The 18,772-nt window shown below is 55.9% G+C and carries 16 protein-coding genes; 11 read left to right on the top strand and 5 right to left on the bottom strand.

From position 1 onward, the window contains the following. The first annotated feature begins 116 nt into the window (after nucleotides 1-116). The 11 genes from Y5S_RS12030 (at nucleotide 117) to hemE (ending at nucleotide 15,522) form a co-directional block, all read left to right on the top strand. Nucleotides 117-1,184 carry a pilus assembly protein PilM gene (locus Y5S_RS12030; RefSeq protein ID WP_035233292.1) on the top strand — a complete coding sequence of 356 codons (1,068 nt, stop codon included), beginning with the start codon at nucleotides 117-119 and terminating at the stop codon, nucleotides 1,182-1,184. Then, nucleotides 1,181-1,756, top strand: coding sequence for a PilN domain-containing protein (locus Y5S_RS12025; RefSeq protein WP_035233291.1), 576 nt, complete (start codon nucleotides 1,181-1,183; stop codon nucleotides 1,754-1,756). Before Y5S_RS12030 ends, Y5S_RS12025 begins: the two co-directional genes overlap by 4 nt. Continuing rightward, complete coding sequence (locus Y5S_RS12020) at nucleotides 1,743-2,417, top strand: type IV pilus inner membrane component PilO (protein WP_156107753.1); 675 nt, start codon at nucleotides 1,743-1,745, stop codon at nucleotides 2,415-2,417. The genes Y5S_RS12025 and Y5S_RS12020 overlap by 14 nt, the downstream gene beginning before the upstream one ends. Before the next feature lie 8 nt (nucleotides 2,418-2,425). Continuing rightward, the gene (locus Y5S_RS12015; protein ID WP_035233290.1) at nucleotides 2,426-2,953 is read left to right on the top strand and encodes a pilus assembly protein PilP; all 528 of its coding nucleotides are present in this window, start codon (nucleotides 2,426-2,428) and stop codon (nucleotides 2,951-2,953) included. Between the two features lie 47 nt (nucleotides 2,954-3,000). Further along, nucleotides 3,001-5,112 carry a type IV pilus secretin PilQ family protein gene (gene pilQ, locus Y5S_RS12010; protein ID WP_231552680.1) on the top strand — a complete coding sequence of 704 codons (2,112 nt, stop codon included), beginning with the start codon at nucleotides 3,001-3,003 and terminating at the stop codon, nucleotides 5,110-5,112. Next, nucleotides 5,109-5,642 carry a shikimate kinase AroK gene (aroK, locus tag Y5S_RS12005; RefSeq protein ID WP_035233288.1) on the top strand — a complete coding sequence of 178 codons (534 nt, stop codon included), beginning with the start codon at nucleotides 5,109-5,111 and terminating at the stop codon, nucleotides 5,640-5,642. The genes pilQ and aroK overlap by 4 nt, the downstream gene beginning before the upstream one ends. A 63-nt stretch (nucleotides 5,643-5,705) precedes the next feature. Beyond that, nucleotides 5,706-6,785, top strand: coding sequence for a 3-dehydroquinate synthase (gene aroB, locus Y5S_RS12000; protein ID WP_035233287.1), 1,080 nt, complete (start codon nucleotides 5,706-5,708; stop codon nucleotides 6,783-6,785). Next, the gene (locus tag Y5S_RS11995; protein ID WP_035233286.1) at nucleotides 6,775-8,232 is read left to right on the top strand and encodes an SPOR domain-containing protein; all 1,458 of its coding nucleotides are present in this window, start codon (nucleotides 6,775-6,777) and stop codon (nucleotides 8,230-8,232) included. The genes aroB and Y5S_RS11995 overlap by 11 nt, the downstream gene beginning before the upstream one ends. A gap of 164 nt (nucleotides 8,233-8,396) precedes the next feature. Continuing rightward, the gene (gltB, locus tag Y5S_RS11990; protein ID WP_035233285.1) at nucleotides 8,397-12,860 is read left to right on the top strand and encodes a glutamate synthase large subunit; all 4,464 of its coding nucleotides are present in this window, start codon (nucleotides 8,397-8,399) and stop codon (nucleotides 12,858-12,860) included. 16 nt (nucleotides 12,861-12,876) lie between these two features. Next, on the top strand, nucleotides 12,877-14,298 hold the full coding sequence (locus Y5S_RS11985; protein ID WP_035233284.1) for an FAD-dependent oxidoreductase: 1,422 nt from the start codon (nucleotides 12,877-12,879) through the stop codon (nucleotides 14,296-14,298). 162 nt (nucleotides 14,299-14,460) lie between these two features. After that, the gene (gene hemE, locus Y5S_RS11980) at nucleotides 14,461-15,522 is read left to right on the top strand and encodes a uroporphyrinogen decarboxylase (RefSeq protein WP_035233283.1); all 1,062 of its coding nucleotides are present in this window, start codon (nucleotides 14,461-14,463) and stop codon (nucleotides 15,520-15,522) included. A gap of 127 nt (nucleotides 15,523-15,649) precedes the next feature. On the opposite strand, the gene Y5S_RS11975 is transcribed toward hemE, so the two are convergent. The 5 genes from Y5S_RS11975 to Y5S_RS11955 all read right to left on the bottom strand — a co-directional run bounded on the left by Y5S_RS11975 (nucleotide 15,650) and on the right by Y5S_RS11955 (nucleotide 18,717). Beyond that, nucleotides 15,650-16,108, bottom strand: a complete 459-nt coding sequence (locus tag Y5S_RS11975) for a PaaI family thioesterase (protein ID WP_035233282.1) — start codon at nucleotides 16,106-16,108, stop codon at nucleotides 15,650-15,652. 104 nt (nucleotides 16,109-16,212) lie between these two features. After that, nucleotides 16,213-16,554, bottom strand: a complete 342-nt coding sequence (locus tag Y5S_RS11970) for a 4a-hydroxytetrahydrobiopterin dehydratase (protein WP_035233281.1) — start codon at nucleotides 16,552-16,554, stop codon at nucleotides 16,213-16,215. 71 nt (nucleotides 16,555-16,625) lie between these two features. Beyond that, complete coding sequence (locus Y5S_RS11965) at nucleotides 16,626-17,351, bottom strand: hypothetical protein (RefSeq protein ID WP_035233280.1); 726 nt, start codon at nucleotides 17,349-17,351, stop codon at nucleotides 16,626-16,628. 155 nt (nucleotides 17,352-17,506) lie between these two features. Continuing rightward, nucleotides 17,507-17,911, bottom strand: a complete 405-nt coding sequence (locus tag Y5S_RS11960; protein WP_035233279.1) for a hypothetical protein — start codon at nucleotides 17,909-17,911, stop codon at nucleotides 17,507-17,509. Further along, the gene (locus tag Y5S_RS11955; RefSeq protein WP_035233366.1) at nucleotides 17,908-18,717 is read right to left on the bottom strand and encodes a fatty acid desaturase family protein; all 810 of its coding nucleotides are present in this window, start codon (nucleotides 18,715-18,717) and stop codon (nucleotides 17,908-17,910) included. Before Y5S_RS11955 ends, Y5S_RS11960 begins: the two co-directional genes overlap by 4 nt. Nucleotides 18,718-18,772 lie beyond the last annotated feature (55 nt).

The following is an 18,772-nucleotide window of genomic DNA, read 5'->3' as shown; positions in this document are numbered from 1 at the left end:
TGATCTAATATCTGTTCTGCTATTACTTACACCTAAAGTAATTCGACATAAAAAACCTGTAAGTGTATCTTTAGCAAGAAAAAACACTTCAATAATAACCAGACGGGACGACGACAGTGCTGCCTTTCCTCAGAAAAAAGGCCCAGACACTACTGGGGATCGACATCAGTTCTACCGCAGTCAAGCTGCTGGAACTGTCCAAATCCGGTGGCCGTTACAAGGTCGAGAGCTATGGGGTTGAGCCCCTGCCGGCCAATGCGGTTGTCGAGAAAAACATTGCCGATGTGGAAGGGGTTGGCGACGCCATTGCGCGTCTGGTCAGCCGTGCCCGCCCGGGGGTCAAGTCTGCAGCCGTGGCGGTTTCCGGTTCGGCGGTGATTACCAAGCTGATCGAGCAGGACGCCGCACTGAGCGAGGATGATCTCGAGGCTCAGCTTAAGGCGGAGGCTGACCAGTATATTCCCTACCCCATGGACGAAGTGCGTATGGACTTCCAGGTGGTGGGGCCAGTTGAAGGTAATGATGAGCGAGTGGAGGTGCTCGTCGCTGCTTCCCGCACTGAAAACGTAGAGATGCGTACCGATGCTGCTGAAATTGGCGGTCTGCAAACCAAGGTGGTGGATGTGGAAGCATATGCCATGGAGCGGGCCTTTCAGTTAGTGCTGCCGAATCTGCCGAACGCGGATGAGCTGGAAACTGTGGCGATCTTCGATATTGGTGCCACCATGACAACGCTCAATGTGTTTCATCAGGGACGCAGTGTCTATACCCGTGAGCAGCTGTTTGGGGGTAAACAGTTGACCGAGGAAATTCAGCGTCGCTATGGCATTTCCATGGAGGAGGCTGGTCTGGCCAAGAAGACCGGCGAGTTGCCTGACGACTATGAAAGTGAAGTGCTGCAGCCTTTCAAGGATGCGGTAGTTCAGCAAGTGAACCGTTCCCTCCAGTTTTTCTTCGGGTCTACCCAGTTTAATGAGGTGGATTACATCCTGTTGGCGGGCGGTTCAGCATCTATTTCGGGCCTGGATGATCTGGTTCAGGAGAAGGTGGGGGCCAGCTGTTCTGTGGCCAATCCGTTCAGTGATATGGCGTTGGCAAGCAAGGTAAGTGCCTCCGCCATTGCCAATGATGCCCCGGCATTAATGATTGCCTGCGGCCTGGCGCTGAGGAGCTTTGAGCAATGACAACAACAATTAACCTGTTGCCGTGGCGTGAAGAGCGCCGCAAACAGCAACAACAGGAATTTATCGTCATGCTGGTAGTGGCTGCCGTGGTGGGTGGTTTGCTGTTCTGGCTATGGCAGGGCAGCGTGAATCAGCAAATCACCGACCAGCAGGCACGAAATAGTCATATTCAGGCCAAGTCGGCCGAGCTTGATGAAAAAATCAAGGAGATCAAGGAGATCAAGGCTCGTCGTGATGAGTTGGTTGCGCGTATGGAGGTGATTCAGAGTCTCCAGGGTAACAGGCCTTCCATTGTTTATGTATTCGACCAACTAGTTAAGACGTTGCCGGATGGGGTGTATTACAACGAAATTAGCCGCAAAGATGAGTTGTTTACGATTGAGGGGGTTGCTGAAAGCAATAATCGTATTTCGCGTTTGATGCGCAATCTTGATGAGTCCGAATGGTTCCGTGATGCGAATCTGCAGAATGTGACTGCGGTAGAGGATAGCGGCGGAACGAGTCAGTTTCAGTTGACGGTAAAGCAGGCATCAGCGAACGACAAAGAGGAGAAAAAAGATGAACGCCTCTGAGTTGAAAAATATGGATCTGGGGGAGCTGGTCGATCAGTTGAACAGCCTGGATTTCGAAAATGTCGGCAGCTGGCCCGGCCCGATCAAGGTGTTCGCCGCTGTCCTGGTGCTGGTGCTGGTGCTTGGGCTTGGTTATTTCCTTTCCATTCAAGATTTGTATGTTTCGCTAGAGCGACAGCAGCGGGATGAGCAGACCCAACTGCAATCTTTCGAGAAAAAAGCATTCGAGGCTCACAACTTGGATCAATTTCGTAAGCAGCTGGCAGAGATGGAGCAGACATTTGGTGCACTGCTCAAGCAGTTGCCAAAGGATACCGAGGTGCCGGGATTGCTTGAGGATATTACCCATACCGGTCTGGGTAGCGGCCTCGAGTTTGAAAAAATTGAGCTCCGGGATGAGGTGGCGAAGGAGTTCTATGTGGAGCTTCCTATCCAGGTCCGAGTGATCGGTGACTTTCACAGCTTTGGGTCGTTTGTGTCGGGAGTCGCGGCGTTGCCTCGTATTGTTACACTCCATGATTTTACCGTGACCAGGCCAGGTCAAGGGGATGGTTCTCTTGCGGAGCTTGGGTTGCTTTACTTGGATATCACGGCAAAAACGTACCGCTACTCCAGCAAGGATTCGGCTCTTGGTGCTAAATCCACATCGGCCAAGAAATAGGAGGTATGATGAAAAATATATTGTTGCTACCCGTCATGCTTCTGCCGCTGTTTCTGCTGGGCGGCTGTAGTTCCGGGGCAAATCTGGCTCAGCTCGATGCTCGCCTGGAGGAGATCAAGGCTCGCCCTCGTGGACGAATTGAGCCGCCGCCGGAATTCAAGCCGGTCGCATCTTATGCATATGCCGCACATCAACTGCGCTCGCCGTTCAGTCCCCCAGTGGATCAGCAGTTGATCGCTGTGCCTGATGGTCGAAAAGTAGAGCCAGATATGGGGCGGCCGAAGGAGTACTTGGAACGTTTCTCGCTGGATGCCTTGAGAATGGTTGGTACTATTTCCCGCCCAGGGGAGCCGCTGCAGGCTTTGGTCTCTGATCCGTCTGGCGCGGTAACTCGGGTACGCCCGGGCAGTTATATGGGGAAAAACTTCGGCCGGGTCAAAGAGGTGTCCGAAGCCAAAGTCAGTCTTGTTGAAATCGTTCCGGATGGTCGTGACGGCTGGGTAGAGCGCGCCAGTAACGTTTCAATCACCGAATAACAGTCGCTGGGGATCCAGTTATGAAAATTATAAAGATGAACAGAAAAATGAACGCATCCCGGCGTCTGGCAGGGGTGGTGCTCGCAGGACTCTTGGGGGGTATGAGCTCCCTGTCTTTCGCGGCTACCCTTAAATCCATTGAGGCGAATGCCTTGTCTGGTGATTCAATGGAAGTGCGCCTGACATTCGATGGAGGTGTTCCAGAAGCCAAGGGATATAGCATTGAACAGCCGGCACGTATTGCGCTGGATTTGTTGGGTGCGGATAGCAGTGTGACTGGGAAGCGGCAGAATCTTGGTACGGGTAATGCCCGGAGCGTCACTATCGTAGAGGCCAAGGACCGTACTCGTCTGATTTTCAATCTGGATTCACTGACGGGCTATACCACGTCTGTGGATGGGGATTCGCTGATCGTTATGCTGGGCGGGGAGAAAGCCGATGCCGGCACTGCGGCCAATTCAGGCGCCTCCTCTAGTGAGTCTGCGGTAGAAGGCGTAGATTTCCGCCGCGGAGATGATGGGGAGGGGCGAGTGATTGTCAATCTCTCCAGGGCTTCGATTCCTGTCGATGTTCAGGAAGAGGGCGGCCGTATTGTTGCCCGTTTTGTGGGAGCGGGCGTGCCGGATGAGCTGATCCGCAAGCTTGATGTGACTGACTTTGCAACTCCGGTAAAGATGGTTGATGTCAAGGTGTCTGATGGAAGCACAATCATCGAGATTGAGCCTAGCGGTGTTTGGGAGTATCTGGCTTATCAGGCTGATAATCAGTTCAGTATTAATGTGAAACCTGTGACCCGTGCGGAAGCTGAGCGCAAGAAAAAGGATGCATTTGAATATACTGGAGAAAAGCTGTCGCTGAATTTCCAGGATATCGAAGTGCGTTCTGTACTTCAGCTGATTGCAGACTTCACCGGATTAAACTTGGTAGCGTCGGATACCGTCGACGGTCGCATTACCTTGCGGCTGCAGAATGTTCCCTGGGATCAGGCTCTGGAATTGATCCTCAAAACAAAAGGGCTGGACAAGCGCCGGGTGGGTAATGTCTTGCTGGTTGCTCCCGCCGATGAAATTGCTGCCCGTGAGCAGCTTGAGCTGGAGAGCCAAAAGAAAATTGAGGCTCTGGCCCCGCTGCGAACCCAGTACATCAATATTAATTATGCCAATGCCAGCGAGCTCAAGGAGTTGATCAGTAATGCTGGTGGGAAAGGAGAGGCGCTGGTGTCCGCACGGGGTTCTGTAGTGGTGGATCAGCGTACCAATACCCTGATTGTTCAGGATACGACAGCGAAGCTGCAGGATATCCGTGACCTGATTGAGCAGCTGGATATTCCAGTTCAGCAGGTACTTATCGAGGCTCGAGTGGTCATCGCGACGAACGACCTGAGCGATGAATTCGGGGTTCGTTGGGGCGGCATTGGATATGATAATAATGAGATTATTCGTGAAAGAAAGTCCATGGTTTATTCTGGGCGTATCCAATCGTTGAGGGATCTGCATGGAACCAATATCGAAACTGAAAATGATCCGATTGATGGGATTGAGCAGGAATTTATTATTCCTGAGGATGATAATACCGATGATCTTCTAGTAGATCTGGGAGTGGATTCTGCAAGTGCCAGCCGTTTCGCGGTGGGCTTTACTGATTTGACGTCTGGGTTGATCGAACTGGAATTGTCTGCGCTTGAGGCGGAGGGTCATGGTGAGCTGGTAGCAACGCCGAAAGTGTTGACGGCAGATCAGCAGCCTGCGGTCATCGCTTCAGGTCAGCAGGTTCCGTTTGAGGTGGCTACTTCTTCAGGCGCGACCTCCATCGATTTTGTCGAGGCCGAACTGCGCCTTGAGGTGACTCCACATATCACCCCGGATGGCAATATCATTATGACGCTGAAAGTGAACAACGATTCCTTCAGCTCTGACGGTTCCGCTGCGATCGATACCAACCGGGTGGAAACTTCCGTGTTAGTAAATGATGGCGAGACAGTGGTCCTTGGTGGTATCTTCCAGCAGGAAAAGATCAACTCGGTTATCAAAACGCCCTTCCTGGGTGATCTGCCGTGGATCGGGAACCTGTTCAAGAAAACCGTCAAGCGTGACAGTAAGCAGGAGCTACTGATTTTCATTACGCCGCGCTTGATGAGAGATGCGTTGGCGAGTCGGTGATAGAAACAAGTAACCCTTCCTTGATATTGGTCGGCCCCATGGGTGCAGGTAAAAGCACCCTGGGCCGACATCTCTCCCAGATTCTGGATTACCCTTTCTACGACTCTGACAAAGTCATTGAAGAAAAGACCGGTGCTGATATTCCCTGGATATTCGATATGGAAGGGGAGGCCGGTTTTCGTCGTCGCGAGCACGAAGTGATCGAAGAGCTTTCCGCGCTGAGTGGCATTGTGCTGGCTACCGGGGGTGGCGTGGTGGTGACGCCAGAGAATCGCCGGTTGCTGCATGATCGTGGTTGTGTGGTGTATCTGTGGACGCCGGTGGAGGTTCAGCTGGCCCGTACCCGTAATGACCGCAATCGTCCTCTGCTGCAGACTGCGGATCCGCAGGCGAAGTTGGAAGCGCTGTTTGCCGAGCGCGATCCGCTTTACCGCGAAGTGGCCCACCATGTGGTGTCCACGGCTTCAGGTAACCTCAAGAAAGTGGCTGATGACGTGCTGGCTTGTTTGGGGTCCCACCGACAAGGATAATGTCCGCAAACCAGTGTTCGGGATGCGCCCGGCACAGGTCAAACATTGAATTGCGGAGAGATGATGCGCACACTTCAGGTGGCTCTTGCCGAGCGCAGTTACCCCATTCACATCGGTGAAGGGTTGCTCGACACCTTCCCGCTGGCGGAGCAGATCCGCGGCAACCAGGTGATGATCATCACCAATGAAACCATTGCGCCCCTCTATCTGGACAAGCTGGCAAAACAATTTGCCGATGTGCAGTGCGACACCCTCATTCTTCCCGATGGGGAAAAATTCAAGACGCTCGATACGCTGGAAACCATTTTTGATGCGCTGATGAGCAAGCGCCACTCGCGCACCACTACGCTGATTGCTCTGGGCGGCGGTGTGGTTGGGGATATGGTCGGGTTTGCTGCTGCCTGCTATCAGCGTGGGGTGGATTTCATTCAGGTGCCCACCACCTTGTTGGCGCAAGTGGATTCTTCCGTGGGGGGCAAGACGGCGGTCAATCATCCCCGTGGCAAGAACATGATTGGTGCCTTCTATCAGCCCCGTCTGGTGTTGATCGATACTCTTGTGTTGGAGACCTTGCCTGCCCGGGAGTTGGCTGCAGGCTATGCCGAAGTGGTCAAATACGGCTTGATCCGGGATCTGCCTTTTTATCGCTGGCTGGAAACTAACAACGAGAAGTTGCTGTCCAGAGAATCAGACGCGATTGCGGAAGCAATCTATCGCAGCTGTGAAAACAAGGCGCAAGTGGTGGCTGATGATGAGACCGAGCAGGGAAATCGTGCCCTTCTGAATCTTGGCCACACCTTTGGTCATGCTATTGAGACCGCTACCGGTTATACCTCCATGTTGCATGGCGAAGCGGTTGCGGTGGGTATGATCATGGCGGTGCGAATGTCTTCCGAGCTGGGCTGGGTTGAGGCTGGTCTGGAGGCGGACCTGACTGCATTGCTGGCGACCTGGGAATTGCCTGTTGTCGTTCCCGCAGGAATGACGCCCGAGCAGTTTCTCGATCTTATGGCAATGGACAAGAAGGTGCACAACGGTCAGCTTCGACTGGTGCTACTCAAGGCGCTGGGCGAGGCTGTGGTGACTGCGGATTACGACAAGGCCGCATTGGAAAGCACGCTGGAGGCATTCTGTGGAGTTTGATGATGATCGTTTCTTCAGTGGCGCATCGCGTGGTGATTATCTTGATGCGCTGACGGCGCACGCCGGCCTCGGCTCTGTGGTCGTGGTTGAGGGCGATGAGGGGAGTGGTGTTTCCACGCTGCTCGGTCAGGCGGTAATGGCGCTGCTGGATGATCTGGAGGTGGTGCGCATTGATGGTGGCGATGAGCATGATGCCAATGTGGTCATCGATGCGTTGTTGCGTCATTTCAATATTGAACGTGCGGAGCTGCCTGAAACCCTGCGTAGCACTCTCGCCGATGGGCGTATTGTGGTGGTGGTGGATAATGCGGAACAGTTATCACCTGAATCACTTGCCACCATGGCTTCCCTGAAACAGAAATTGGCGGGACGCCTGGGATACTTCTTTGGTGGGCTGCCGGGAGTCATTGAGCGCATCAAGGCCGCAGATTTTGCCGTTGATGATGTGCTGAATCTGCCGGTGTTGATGGCGGAAGATGTGCAGGACTTTGCCTGGTTTGTGCTAGGGATGGAGCTGGATGATAAGGAGGCTGAAGCTCAGCGTGAACTGAGTGATGGCAATCTGTCCGCTCTGCTCAAGAGCCTCACTTCGGGAGGTGAGGTGGTGGCGACTGATGCCGATGACCACGAGGTGCGATTTGGTGCGCTCGATCCAGAAGATGAGTCGGAGTTTGATGTCGACCAAGCTGTTGATGTGGGCTATGAGGATCAGGATTCCGAGGTAGAGGATCGTGCTGCGCCGCCGTGGCGACATATTTCTGCTGTGGCAGGTTTGTTGATCGTGGTGGTGTTGTTGTGGGTTGGTTTGTCCTCGGAGCCGGATTCTGACTCCGAGCTAACCACGCGGGCGCTTGACTTGCCTGTGCCTGCCGCAGAGATGAGCGATGCCGAATCCGCCCCGGTGCAGGAGGATTCCGTTCAGCCCATGGAGCCTACCATGGAGCCGGTGGCGCGGCTGGAAGATTTGGAGTCCAGAGAGGCCCCGGCTCGACAAGAGGGAGGTGTCATCCTGGAGCCCGTGGCAGATCCTGTAATGCAGTCTGATCCTCCGCCGAAAGACCCTGTCATGGTTCTTGAAGAAAAAGCGCCTGACGTTGAGCCGGTTGAGGCTCCGCCCCAGGAGAAAGCCGCTGTGGCAGAGGAGCCCTTGGTGGATGATAAGGGTTATCAGCACGCGGGTTGGTTGGCATCGCTGAATGATGACCGTTGGTTTTTGCAAATTACCGCCACCAGTCAACAGGAAGGTGCGCGCCGTGTGCTCGATGATGTTCAGCGAAAAGGGGCATACTACGAGGCGGAGCGTAACGGCAAGACCGTCTGGTTGGTGCTTTCCGGGGATTATTCCAGTCGCCAGGCGGCGCTGGATGCCAAAGCCTCGCTGCCTGCGAAGTTGCGTGAAGCCGGGCCTTTTCCCCGCAAGATGGGCGACATTCGCAGCGAACTCTAGAAGTTTTATCTCGTCTGGATAACAAAAAAAGCGGGTTAGGCGCCTGTACAATTTGTCGCCCAACCCCGCAATGTGTAGAATGCATATCCCTTTTTTGCCGTCACCACTGGCCTGACGCCATTTGCCTTCTGTAAGTCTCTGAAATTCAAGAGGAAAAGGTTTTGATGCAGCAGAACTCAACGCTGGTGCGGGGGCTCACTGAGCCCGGAGAATTCCGGGACAACTGTGGTTTTGGTCTGATTGCCCATATGGAGGGCAACGCCAGCCACGAGCTTTTGCAAACCGCCATCGAAGCACTGACATGTATGACCCACCGGGGCGGCATTAATGCCGACGGAAAAACCGGTGATGGCTGCGGTCTGTTGCTCAAGAAACCCGACTCTTTCTTCCGCAAGGTTGCGCAAGAACAGTCCATCAGTCTGCCCGAGAACTACGGCGTGGGCATGGTGTTCACTCACCCTGACAGCGCTGAAGCCGACAAGCAGAAAGCTGCCATCAATGCCGCTCTGGAAGCGCAGGATGTGCAGGTGCTGGGCTGGCGTGAAGTGCCCACCGATGACGCCTGTCTTGGTGAACTGGCGCGTGCCTCCCTGCCCGGTTTCTGGCAGGTGCTGGTGGCCGCTGATGGCAACACTGAGTTGGAACTGAACCGTCGACTGTTCTTTGCCCGTCGCCACGCGGAGAAGGCCATCGAGAGTGACGGCTATTTCTACGTGTGCTCTCTGTCTGCTTCGGTGATCTCCTATAAAGGGTTGATGATGCCGGTGGACCTGCCGACCTTCTTCCCGGATCTGGGTGATGAGGCCATGGAAACCGCCATCGTGGTATTCCATCAGCGCTTCTCTACCAACACCCTGCCGCAGTGGCCGCTGGCCCAGCCGTTCCGTTACCTGGCCCACAACGGTGAGATCAACACCGTGCAGGGCAACCGTAACTGGGCGCTGGCTCGTGAGAACAAGTTCCAGAACGATTTGCTGCCGGGCCTGGAAGAACTGAGCCCGCTGGTTAACCGTACCGGTTCCGATTCTTCTAGCATGGACAACATGCTGGAAATTCTGCTGTCCGGTGGTATGGACCTGTTCCGTGCCGTGCGCATGATGATTCCGCCGGCCTGGCAGAACGTGGACACCATGGACGCGGACCTGCGCGCCTTCTACGAATATAACTCCATGCACATGGAGCCGTGGGATGGCCCGGCCGGTCTGGTGCTGACTGACGGCCGCTACGCGGTATGTATGCTCGACCGTAACGGCCTGCGTCCGGCGCGTTGGGTTGTCACCAAGAATGGTTTCATCACCCTGGCCTCTGAAATCGGTGTTTACGGCTACAAGCCGGAAGACGTGGTGGCCAAGGGCCGTGTCGGACCGGGGCAGATTCTGGCCGTCGATACCGAAACCGGTGAAGTGCTGCACACCAAGGACATCGATAACCGTCTCAAAGTGCGTCACCCCTACCGTGACTGGCTGAAGAGCAATGCCCTGCGCATTGAAGCGGATTACGATCACGAAGTGGGTCGTACCGACGAAGTGGATCCGCAGGACCTGCTCAGCTACCAGAAATTCTTCCAGATCAGCTTCGAAGAGCGTGATCAGGTGCTACGCCCGCTGGCCGAATCCGGTCAGGAAGCCACCGGCTCCATGGGTGATGATACTCCCATGGCGGTGCTGTCCCGTCGTGAGCGTCAGCTGTCTGATTACTTCCGTCAGCAGTTTGCCCAGGTGACCAACCCGCCCATCGATCCGCTGCGCGAAGCGATCGTGATGAGCCTGGAAACCTGTGTCGGTGCCGAGCGTAACGTGTTCGAGGAAACTGCCGATCACGCCGATCGTGCCATCCTCTCCACGCCGGTGCTGTCGCATTCCAAGTTCACCAACCTGCTGAACATCGAGCGCCCTGGCTACGACGTGGCCAAGCTGAGCCTGCACTACGATCCGAAGATCGGCCTCAAGCAGGCGGTGCTGGACGTTTGTGCTGCTGCCGAACAGGCGGTCCGTGATGGCAAGGTGGTGCTGGTGCTGAGCGACCACGGTATCAGCCAGGATACGCTCACCGTTCCTGCGTTGATGGCCACCGGTGCCGTGCATCACTCGCTGACCGAAAAAGGTCTGCGCTCCGATGCCAACATCATTGTGGAAACCGCCACTGCCCGTGATTCCCATCACTTCGCGGTGCTGTTCGGTTTTGGTGCCACTGCGGTGTATCCGTATCTGGCCTACGACGTGATTGCCGACATGGTGCGCTCTGGCGAACTGTTGGGCGATGCTGTCGAGCTGCAGAAGAACTTCCGCAAGGGCATCAACAAGGGCTTGATGAAGATTCTCTCCAAGATGGGGATCTCCACCATTACCTCCTACCGTGGTGCGCAGCTGTTTGAGGCCGTAGGGGTCGACAGCGATGTGGTTGACCTGTGCTTCCGTGGCGTGGCCAGCCGTATCCAGGGTGCCGGCTTCGAGGATTTCCAGGCGGATCAGGTGAGCCTGGCCAAGGATGCCTGGAAGCAGCGCAAGCCCATCGACGCGGGCGGTATCCTCAAGTTTATCCACGGCAAGGAATATCACGCCTTTAACCCGGACGTGATCCATGCCCTGCATCGTGCCACCCAGGACAATGACTACGACGCGTACCGTGAGTATGCCGAACTGGTCAACAAGCGCCCGGTAGCCACCCTGCGTGACTTGTTCGCCCTGCGTGATGACGTGGATGCGATCAGCGTTGATGAAGTGGAGCCGCTGCAGGACATCCTGCTGCGCTTTGACTCCGCGGGCATGTCTCTCGGTGCCTTGAGCCCGGAAGCCCACGAAGCTATCGCCACCGCCATGAACCGTATTGGCGGCCGCTCCAACTCCGGTGAGGGTGGTGAAGATCCGGCCCGTTATGGCACCGAGCGCGTATCCAAGATCAAGCAGATTGCCTCTGGCCGTTTCGGCGTGACCCCGCATTACCTGGTCAACGCTGAAGTGCTGCAGATCAAGGTGGCCCAGGGCGCCAAGCCTGGTGAAGGTGGCCAGCTGCCAGGCGGCAAGGTGAATACCCTGATCGCCCGTCTGCGTCATTCTGTGCCCGGCGTGACCCTGATTTCACCGCCGCCGCACCATGACATCTACTCCATTGAGGATCTGGCCCAGCTGATCTTCGACCTCAAGCAGGTCAACCCGGATGCCCAGGTATCCGTGAAGCTGGTGTCCGAGCCGGGTGTGGGTACGGTTGCGTCCGGTGTGGCCAAGGCCTATGCCGATCTGATCACCATTTCCGGTTATGACGGCGGTACCGCGGCGAGCCCGCTGACCTCCATCCGTTATGCCGGCTCCCCGTGGGAGCTGGGTCTGGCGGAAGCCCATCAGGCCCTGCGTGGCAACGACCTGCGTGACAAGATCCGTCTGCAGACCGATGGTGGTTTGAAGACCGGTCTGGACGTGATCAAGGCGGCCATTCTGGGTGCCGAGTCCTTTGGTTTCGGTACCGTGCCGATGATCGTGCTGGGCTGTAAGTACCTGCGTATCTGTCACCTGAACAACTGCGCTACCGGCGTGGCCACCCAGCGTGATGATTTGCGTAAAGAACACTACATCGGTGCACCGGAACTGCTGATCAACTACTTCACCTTTGTGGCTCAGGAAGTGCGCGAGCTGCTGGCGGTGCTGGGTGTGAAGAGCATTCCCGAGCTGATCGGCCGTACCGACCTGCTGAAAGTGCTGGAAGGTGAGACTGCGCGTCAGGGTAAGCTGGATCTGACCCCGATCCTGCGCAACGACCTGGTGCCGGCGTACAAGCCGACGTTCTGTCAGGTGAGCCGCAACGAGCCGTTCGACAAGGCGCTGCTCAGCCAGAAGATGGTTGAGGACATGAAGGTGGCCATCGACAACAAGTCCGGTGGTTCCTTCCACTACGAGATCACCAACTGTGATCGCTCCGTAGGTGCTCGTGTCTCTGGCGAGATCGCCAAGCAATACGGCAACCTGGACATGGAAAGCGCGCCGATCAAGGTTCGCTTTACCGGTACCGCTGGCCAGAGCTTCGGTGTATTCAACGCCGGTGGTCTGCACATGTACATTGAAGGTGATGCCAACGATTACGTGGGTAAAGGTATGGCCGGCGGCAAGCTGGTGATTCGTCCGCCCCAGGGCAGCCCCTTCAAGAGCCAGGAAACGGCCATTATTGGTAACACCTGTCTGTACGGTGCCACCGGCGGCAAGCTGTTCGCTGCGGGTACTGCCGGTGAGCGTTTCGGGGTGCGTAACTCCGGTGCCCACTCCGTGGTAGAGGGCGCTGGCGATCACTGCTGTGAATACATGACCGGTGGTTGCATCACCGTACTGGGTCGTACCGGACATAACTTCGGAGCCGGCATGACCGGTGGCTTCGCCTTTGTACTGGACGAAGACAACGACTTCTTCGACCGCATCAACCCGGAGCTGATCGAATTGCATCGCATCAGCTCGGAAGCCACCGAGTCTCACCGCAGCCATCTGCGCGGCGTGATCAGCGAATACGTTGAAGAGACCGGCAGCGAGTGGGGCCAGTACATTCTGGATAACTTTGATGCCATGAGCCGCAAGTTCTGGCTGGTGAAGCCCAAGGCCGCGAGCCTGGACAGCCTGCTGAACTCCACGCGCGCCAATCCGGCATAACGGAGGTTGGGATAACATGGCAGAACGTTTGAACAACAATTTCCAGTTTCTCGACGTGCCTCGGCACGATCCGAAGAAAAAGGACATTGAAGACCGCAAGCACAAGTACGAGGAAATCTACTACCCGTTCGAAACCCGGGAAGTGGAGCATCAGGCACACCGTTGTCTGCACTGCGGCAACCCGTACTGTGAATGGAAGTGCCCGGTTCACAACTACATTCCCAACTGGCTGAAGCTGATCAGCGAAGGGAACCTGATGGAAGCGGTGGAGCTGAGTCACCAGACCAACTCCCTGCCTGAAGTCTGTGGCCGTGTGTGCCCGCAGGACCGTCTGTGTGAAGGGGCCTGTACCCTGAACGACGGTTTTGGTGCGGTGACCATTGGTGCTACCGAGAAATACATCACCGACACTGCGCTGGCCATGGGCTGGCGTCCGGACATGTCCAAGGTGGTGTGGACTGACAAGAAGGTTGCCGTGATCGGTGCGGGTCCGGCAGGTATCGGCTGTGCCGACGTGCTGGTGCGCAACGGCGTTAAGCCGGTAGTGTTCGATCGCTACGAAGAAATCGGTGGTCTGCTTACCTTTGGTATCCCCGAGTTCAAGCTGGAAAAACCGGTCATGGCCAAGCGCCGTGAAGTGTTTGAAGGCATGGGCGTGGAATTCCGCTTGGGCGTGGAAGTGGGCAAGGACGTCACTATCGACGAATTGCTGGCTGACTACGACGCGGTCTTCATGGGCATGGGTACCTACACCTACATGAAAGGCGGCTTCCCCGGTGAAGATCTGGATGGTGTGTTTGAAGCTCTGCCATTCCTGATTTCCAACGCTAATCGTAATCTCGGTTTCGAGAAAGATGCGGCGGATTTCATCGACATGGCTGGCAAGCGCGTAGTTGTACTTGGCGGTGGTGATACCGCCATGGACTGTAACCGGACTTCCATCCGTCAGGGTGCAGAGACCGTGTCCTGTGCCTACCGCCGCGACGAAGAAAACATGCCAGGCTCCCGCAAGGAAGTGGCCAATGCCAAGGAAGAGGGTGTGAAGTTCCTCTTCAACCGTCAGCCCATCGAAGTAGTGGGTGAAGATGGCAAGGTAGTTGGCGTCAAGGTAGTGGAAACCAAGCTGGGCGAGCCGGACAACAATGGCCGCCGTCGTCCCGAGCCGATCCCGGGCAGTGAAGAAATTCTGCCGGCGGATGCGGTGATCATCGCCTTTGGTTTCCGTCCGAGTCCGGCAGAGTGGTTTGCTGACAAGAACGTGAATACCGACGATTCCGGCCGCGTGACCGCTGCCGAGAAGCAGGAATTCCCGTTCCAGACCAGCAACGAGAAGATCTTTGCCGGTGGCGACATGGTGCGTGGCTCCGACCTGGTGGTAACCGCCATCTGGGAAGGCCGTGAAGCCGCCAAGGGCATTCTGGATTACCTGGACGTTTAAAACCTGTCGGACGTCGGAAGTCTGACGTCGGATGCAAAAGGCCCGCTTCGCGGGCCTTTTTGTTATGCGCACAGAGCCCGGAATGAGGTAAAGTGCTGAATTCTGTAATTTGTTTCAGGGCGTCGAGCGTCAGACGTCCGACGTCAGACCATAGGACCCACAATGACTTTCGCCCCTCTCCAGAACGATCTGTTTCTCCGCGCCCTTAACCGGGAGTCTGTTGAACGCACGCCGATCTGGATGATGCGACAGGCGGGCCGTTACCTGCCGGAATATCGCGCCAGCCGCGAACATGCCGGCTCGTTCATGGATCTGTGCAAGAACGCTGATCTGGCCTGTGAGGTGACCCTGCAGCCTCTGGAGCGCTACCCGCTGGATGCCGCTATCCTGTTCTCCGATATCCTCACCATCCCGGATGCCATGGGGCTGGGGCTGTACTTCGAGACGGGTGAAGGGCCGAAATTCAAGAAAGTGGTGCGCACCGAAGCGGACGTAGCGGCTCTGCCGATCCCGGATGCGGAATCCGATCTGGGCTATGTGATGAAAGCGGTGAGCACCATCCGCGGCGCTTTGAATGGTCGTGTTCCCCTGATCGGTTTCTCCGGCAGTCCCTGGACTCTGGCTACCTATATGGTGGAAGGCGGCTCCAGCAAGGATTTCCGTCACCTCAAAGGCATGGTCTACAGCCAGCCGGAGCTGGCCCATGCCATGCTCGACAAGCTGGCCCAGTCGGTCACTGCGTATCTGAATGCCCAGATCCGTGCCGGCGCCCAGGCCGTGCAGATCTTTGATACCTGGGGCGGGGCGCTGTCTGCTGAGGCGTACCAGCAGTTCTCTCTGAAATACATGAAGCAGATCGTCGATGGCCTGATTCGTGATCATGATGGTCGCAAGGTGCCGGTGATCCTGTTTACCAAGAACGGCGGCCTGTGGCTGGAGTCCATGGCAGACACCGGTTGTGATGCGCTGGGTCTGGACTGGACCATCAACATTGGTGAAGCCCGTCGCCGGGTTGGCCACAAGGTGGCACTGCAGGGCAACATGGATCCGGCGGTACTCTATGCTTCACCGGAGGCGATTCGTGCTGAAGTGAAGCGGATCCTGGATGATTTCGGGGATCATCCGGGGCATGTGTTCAATCTGGGTCACGGCATCACACCGCAAGTGGATCCGGAACATGCGCGGGTCTTTATCGAGGCAGTACACGAATTCAGTACGCGATAAATGGCTATCGTCTACTGAGATGAAAAAGGCCGCGCCCGGAGTCGGGTGCGGCCTTTTTTGTACTGGCGGTTACATCGGTTCTGTTACAGTGCCGGGCACTTGCGCGCATCTCAGCCTGTAACGGCCTTTACGCCCCGATCTTGCGCATCTGATAGACGTTATGGGAGATGGCAACCACCTCGCCGTTGGCGTCTTTCAATTCCACATCCCACTCGAAATCACATTTGCCCACTTCTTCGGTGGTGCTTTCGATGCGAGCGATTTCCTCTTCGCTCAGGGTGACTTCCACAGTCACGTCAGTGGTGGCCGGGCGACGGAAGCGGATCGACATGTCCTTGACGATGGGATAGTACTTCTTGGTGTCGAAGGAGGTCAGATAGATGGTGCCCCCAGGCAGTTCGGCGATGGTATACAGCGCGCCAGCGTACATGATGCCCACATGGTTGATGTTGGGTTTGAACGGCATCAGCATCTTGCAGTAACCACGGTCCACATCCAGGGTCTGCACCTCACAGCGTTCCACGAACGGGAAGGTCTTGTCGCTGGCAGATTTGATGAAATTTTTCTGTTCTTCGGTAAGGGCCATGTCAGTTTCTCCTCAGGTTACCGGGGATGCTAACAAAGGCCAGAGGGCTGCAGTGAAGCCGTTTTGTTCACTGCGTTGGCGTAAACGGTCAGTCGGAGGAAGGGCTACTGATCGAGAAGAGCGTCAGTCTTGGCGGCGCAGATGAAGTCGTTACGGTGCAGGCCGTTAATCTTGTGCGTCCACCAGGTCACAGTCACTTTGCCATATTCCGTGAGGATGGCTGGGTGATGGCCTTCGCGTTCTGCCAGCTGACCGATCTGGTTGGTGAAAGCCAGCGCCTGTTCAAAGTTGCGGAAGCTGAAATGCCGCTGCAGCTTCTCCACGCCGTCTTCTTCCACTTGAATCCACTGGGGAATCTGTGGAAACAGCGATTCCTTTTCCTGCTCGCTGACTTCGGGAGCGTCAGCTCTGCAGGCCTCACAAGGCTGGTTATTTAACGTCGTCATGGCGATGTCCTGTCTCATACTGACAATGGAAGCGCTCTTCCATTGTCAGTGATCCATGAGGGATTGGCAATTTAGGGGGTCGCAGGTTCGCAAAGGCGAACCGGATCTCCGTCGGTGCCTCCAGGGGCCATCTTCTTGAGAATGCGGCGTAATTTTTCCAGATCCGTGTCGTCACGTACCCGGCCCGGGATTTCCATACCCTCCGCCAGATTCAGCAGTACCGCTTTCATTTTCTCCGGCATCAGCACCGGCTGGCGGTGTTGCAGGACGTAGATCAGGTCACCGCGCTTGAAGAGCAGGAAGCCATAGTAGTAGGTGCCACTCTCCGCTTCGATGTCTTTCACCTGGGCAGCGTCAATGTTGATACCAATAATGGCGAACAGAGCCTTGGGATCGGAATCTTCGAGAAACTCCCGGTAGGAGGCTTCTGCACTGGTGATCATCGGGGCCTTGGCCACCACTTCGCGCAGGTAGCTGTTGAGCGTCAGGTTAAGCAGAGTCAGATCAGAGGCAAAGCGCGGCGCCTCGATCATCGGGTGATTCTGGACGTTCAGGTAGTCGGCCCGGAACAGGCGCCCGCTGCCATCCCAGAAGGTGGTGGAGCCGCCATTGCGGTCACAGCGTTCATCCAGCACCACTTCGCCCCTGAAGGTATTGATACTCAGATCGAGAATGTAGGCTCCGGCAGGGGAAAAGTAATAATCCCCGTCCCGTTCCCCTTGTAACCCTTGGCATCCTGCCAGAATTGACAGGGTAAACGTCATGAAGAGAAGCGCGGCTGTTTTGGTTGTTTTCATTATTCGCCCCGAATAGGAAAGCTGCAAAGCACTGTAATCGCCGAGCGCCGAAATTGGCGGTGGCGCAGCTGGAAACCCCAGCCGCTGCAGGTGCCTGCTGATCATAGCATAATCGATGCGTATTGCGGCCAGCCCCGGCGGCTGGCCGAGAAGACTTAGAGGAATGGCAAATTGTCCACCGTCAGCACGCTTTTGTTATCGGTGGTTCGGGTGGCGCGGTTGTAATGCCAAGTCGCTTTCTGTGGGTTTTCAAAAACGCGCAAGGAAACCTGGCTCAGTGGCGCGTTGCAGGCCCGGACCTTTTCCGCAGTGCTGTTGAAGGCTTCCAGTAGCTTGGCCGCGACCGGTTCCTGTCGGCTGTTGGCAGCAGTGTCACAACTTTGCGCTCCACTGTTGAAGTAGTTGATCGAAGGTGACATCAGGACGGTTTGGCGCAATTGCCGTTTGCTGGCATCCAGAACTTCAACGCATTGATGGCTCCAGTAGTAGTAGCAATCACCCGCGCGGGCAATGGCAAGAGGCGCCATCACCAGTAGCGTCACGAACAGGCGCAAGCTCATGAGGCCTCCTGCTGCTGTCGGGCGGGTTCCCACTGCAGGAAGATATGATTGGCGATCAGTTCGTCCGGTATCCGGTGCCTGATCTGTGTATGTAGTGCGGGGAGTTTGCTCCAGTGCAGACCGGGCAGCATGTGATGTGCCGTGTGGTAGCCCAGATTCCAGGAGGGGAGGTTGTAGCGCTTTAGCTCAACATTCCGTGAGGCGTGGAAGTGATCTTCAAAGCCTGTGCCAGCGTGTTGCCCGTAGGTGTTGTCCAACAGCATGAAGAGCATCGCCACCATCGGGATCAGAAAAATGATCAGGGCATTCCTGGGATCAAAGGCAAATGCAGCAACAAGGGGTAAGTTGGCGATCACTATCATTTTTAGAAAGCGGCGATACAACATGGGATGCTGTTGCCCAATACGGTGAATCTCCGGGTAAATCATCAGGGTGTTGATCAGTACATATCGCCAACGTGGCATGAGACTCCCGTCTGCCTGCTGCCAGGGCGATGGGTCCTGGGTCGGGTCCAGGTACAGCTTGTGGTGCCCGATATTGTGGTGCAGCGTCCAGCTAAAGGGACTGGTGCCTGTTTGAAGGTAAAGAATACATTCGAATACCCGATTCAGTGGGCGTTTTCGGAATGTATTCACATGATGATGATTGTGACAGATTGCCCCACAGGACACCTGTACGGGTAATAGTGCGAGCATGGCTAACCAGGTAGTCCAGCCTTCGCTCAGAAAAAACAGTGTGACTTGAATGAAAAACACCGCCAACACTAGGGCAACAGCGGCACGATCAGCCCTATAGCGTACTAACATCTCATCCACCCGGACCATTTTAATGGCCCTTACTACGAATAAGGCGTGAGTCTAG

This window comes from Alcanivorax nanhaiticus (assembly GCF_000756665.1).
Taxonomy (GTDB): Bacteria; Pseudomonadota; Gammaproteobacteria; order Pseudomonadales; family Alcanivoracaceae; genus Alcanivorax; species Alcanivorax nanhaiticus.
Note: the sequence above shows the minus strand (reverse complement) of the source record. Positions and strands in the feature narration are given on the sequence as shown.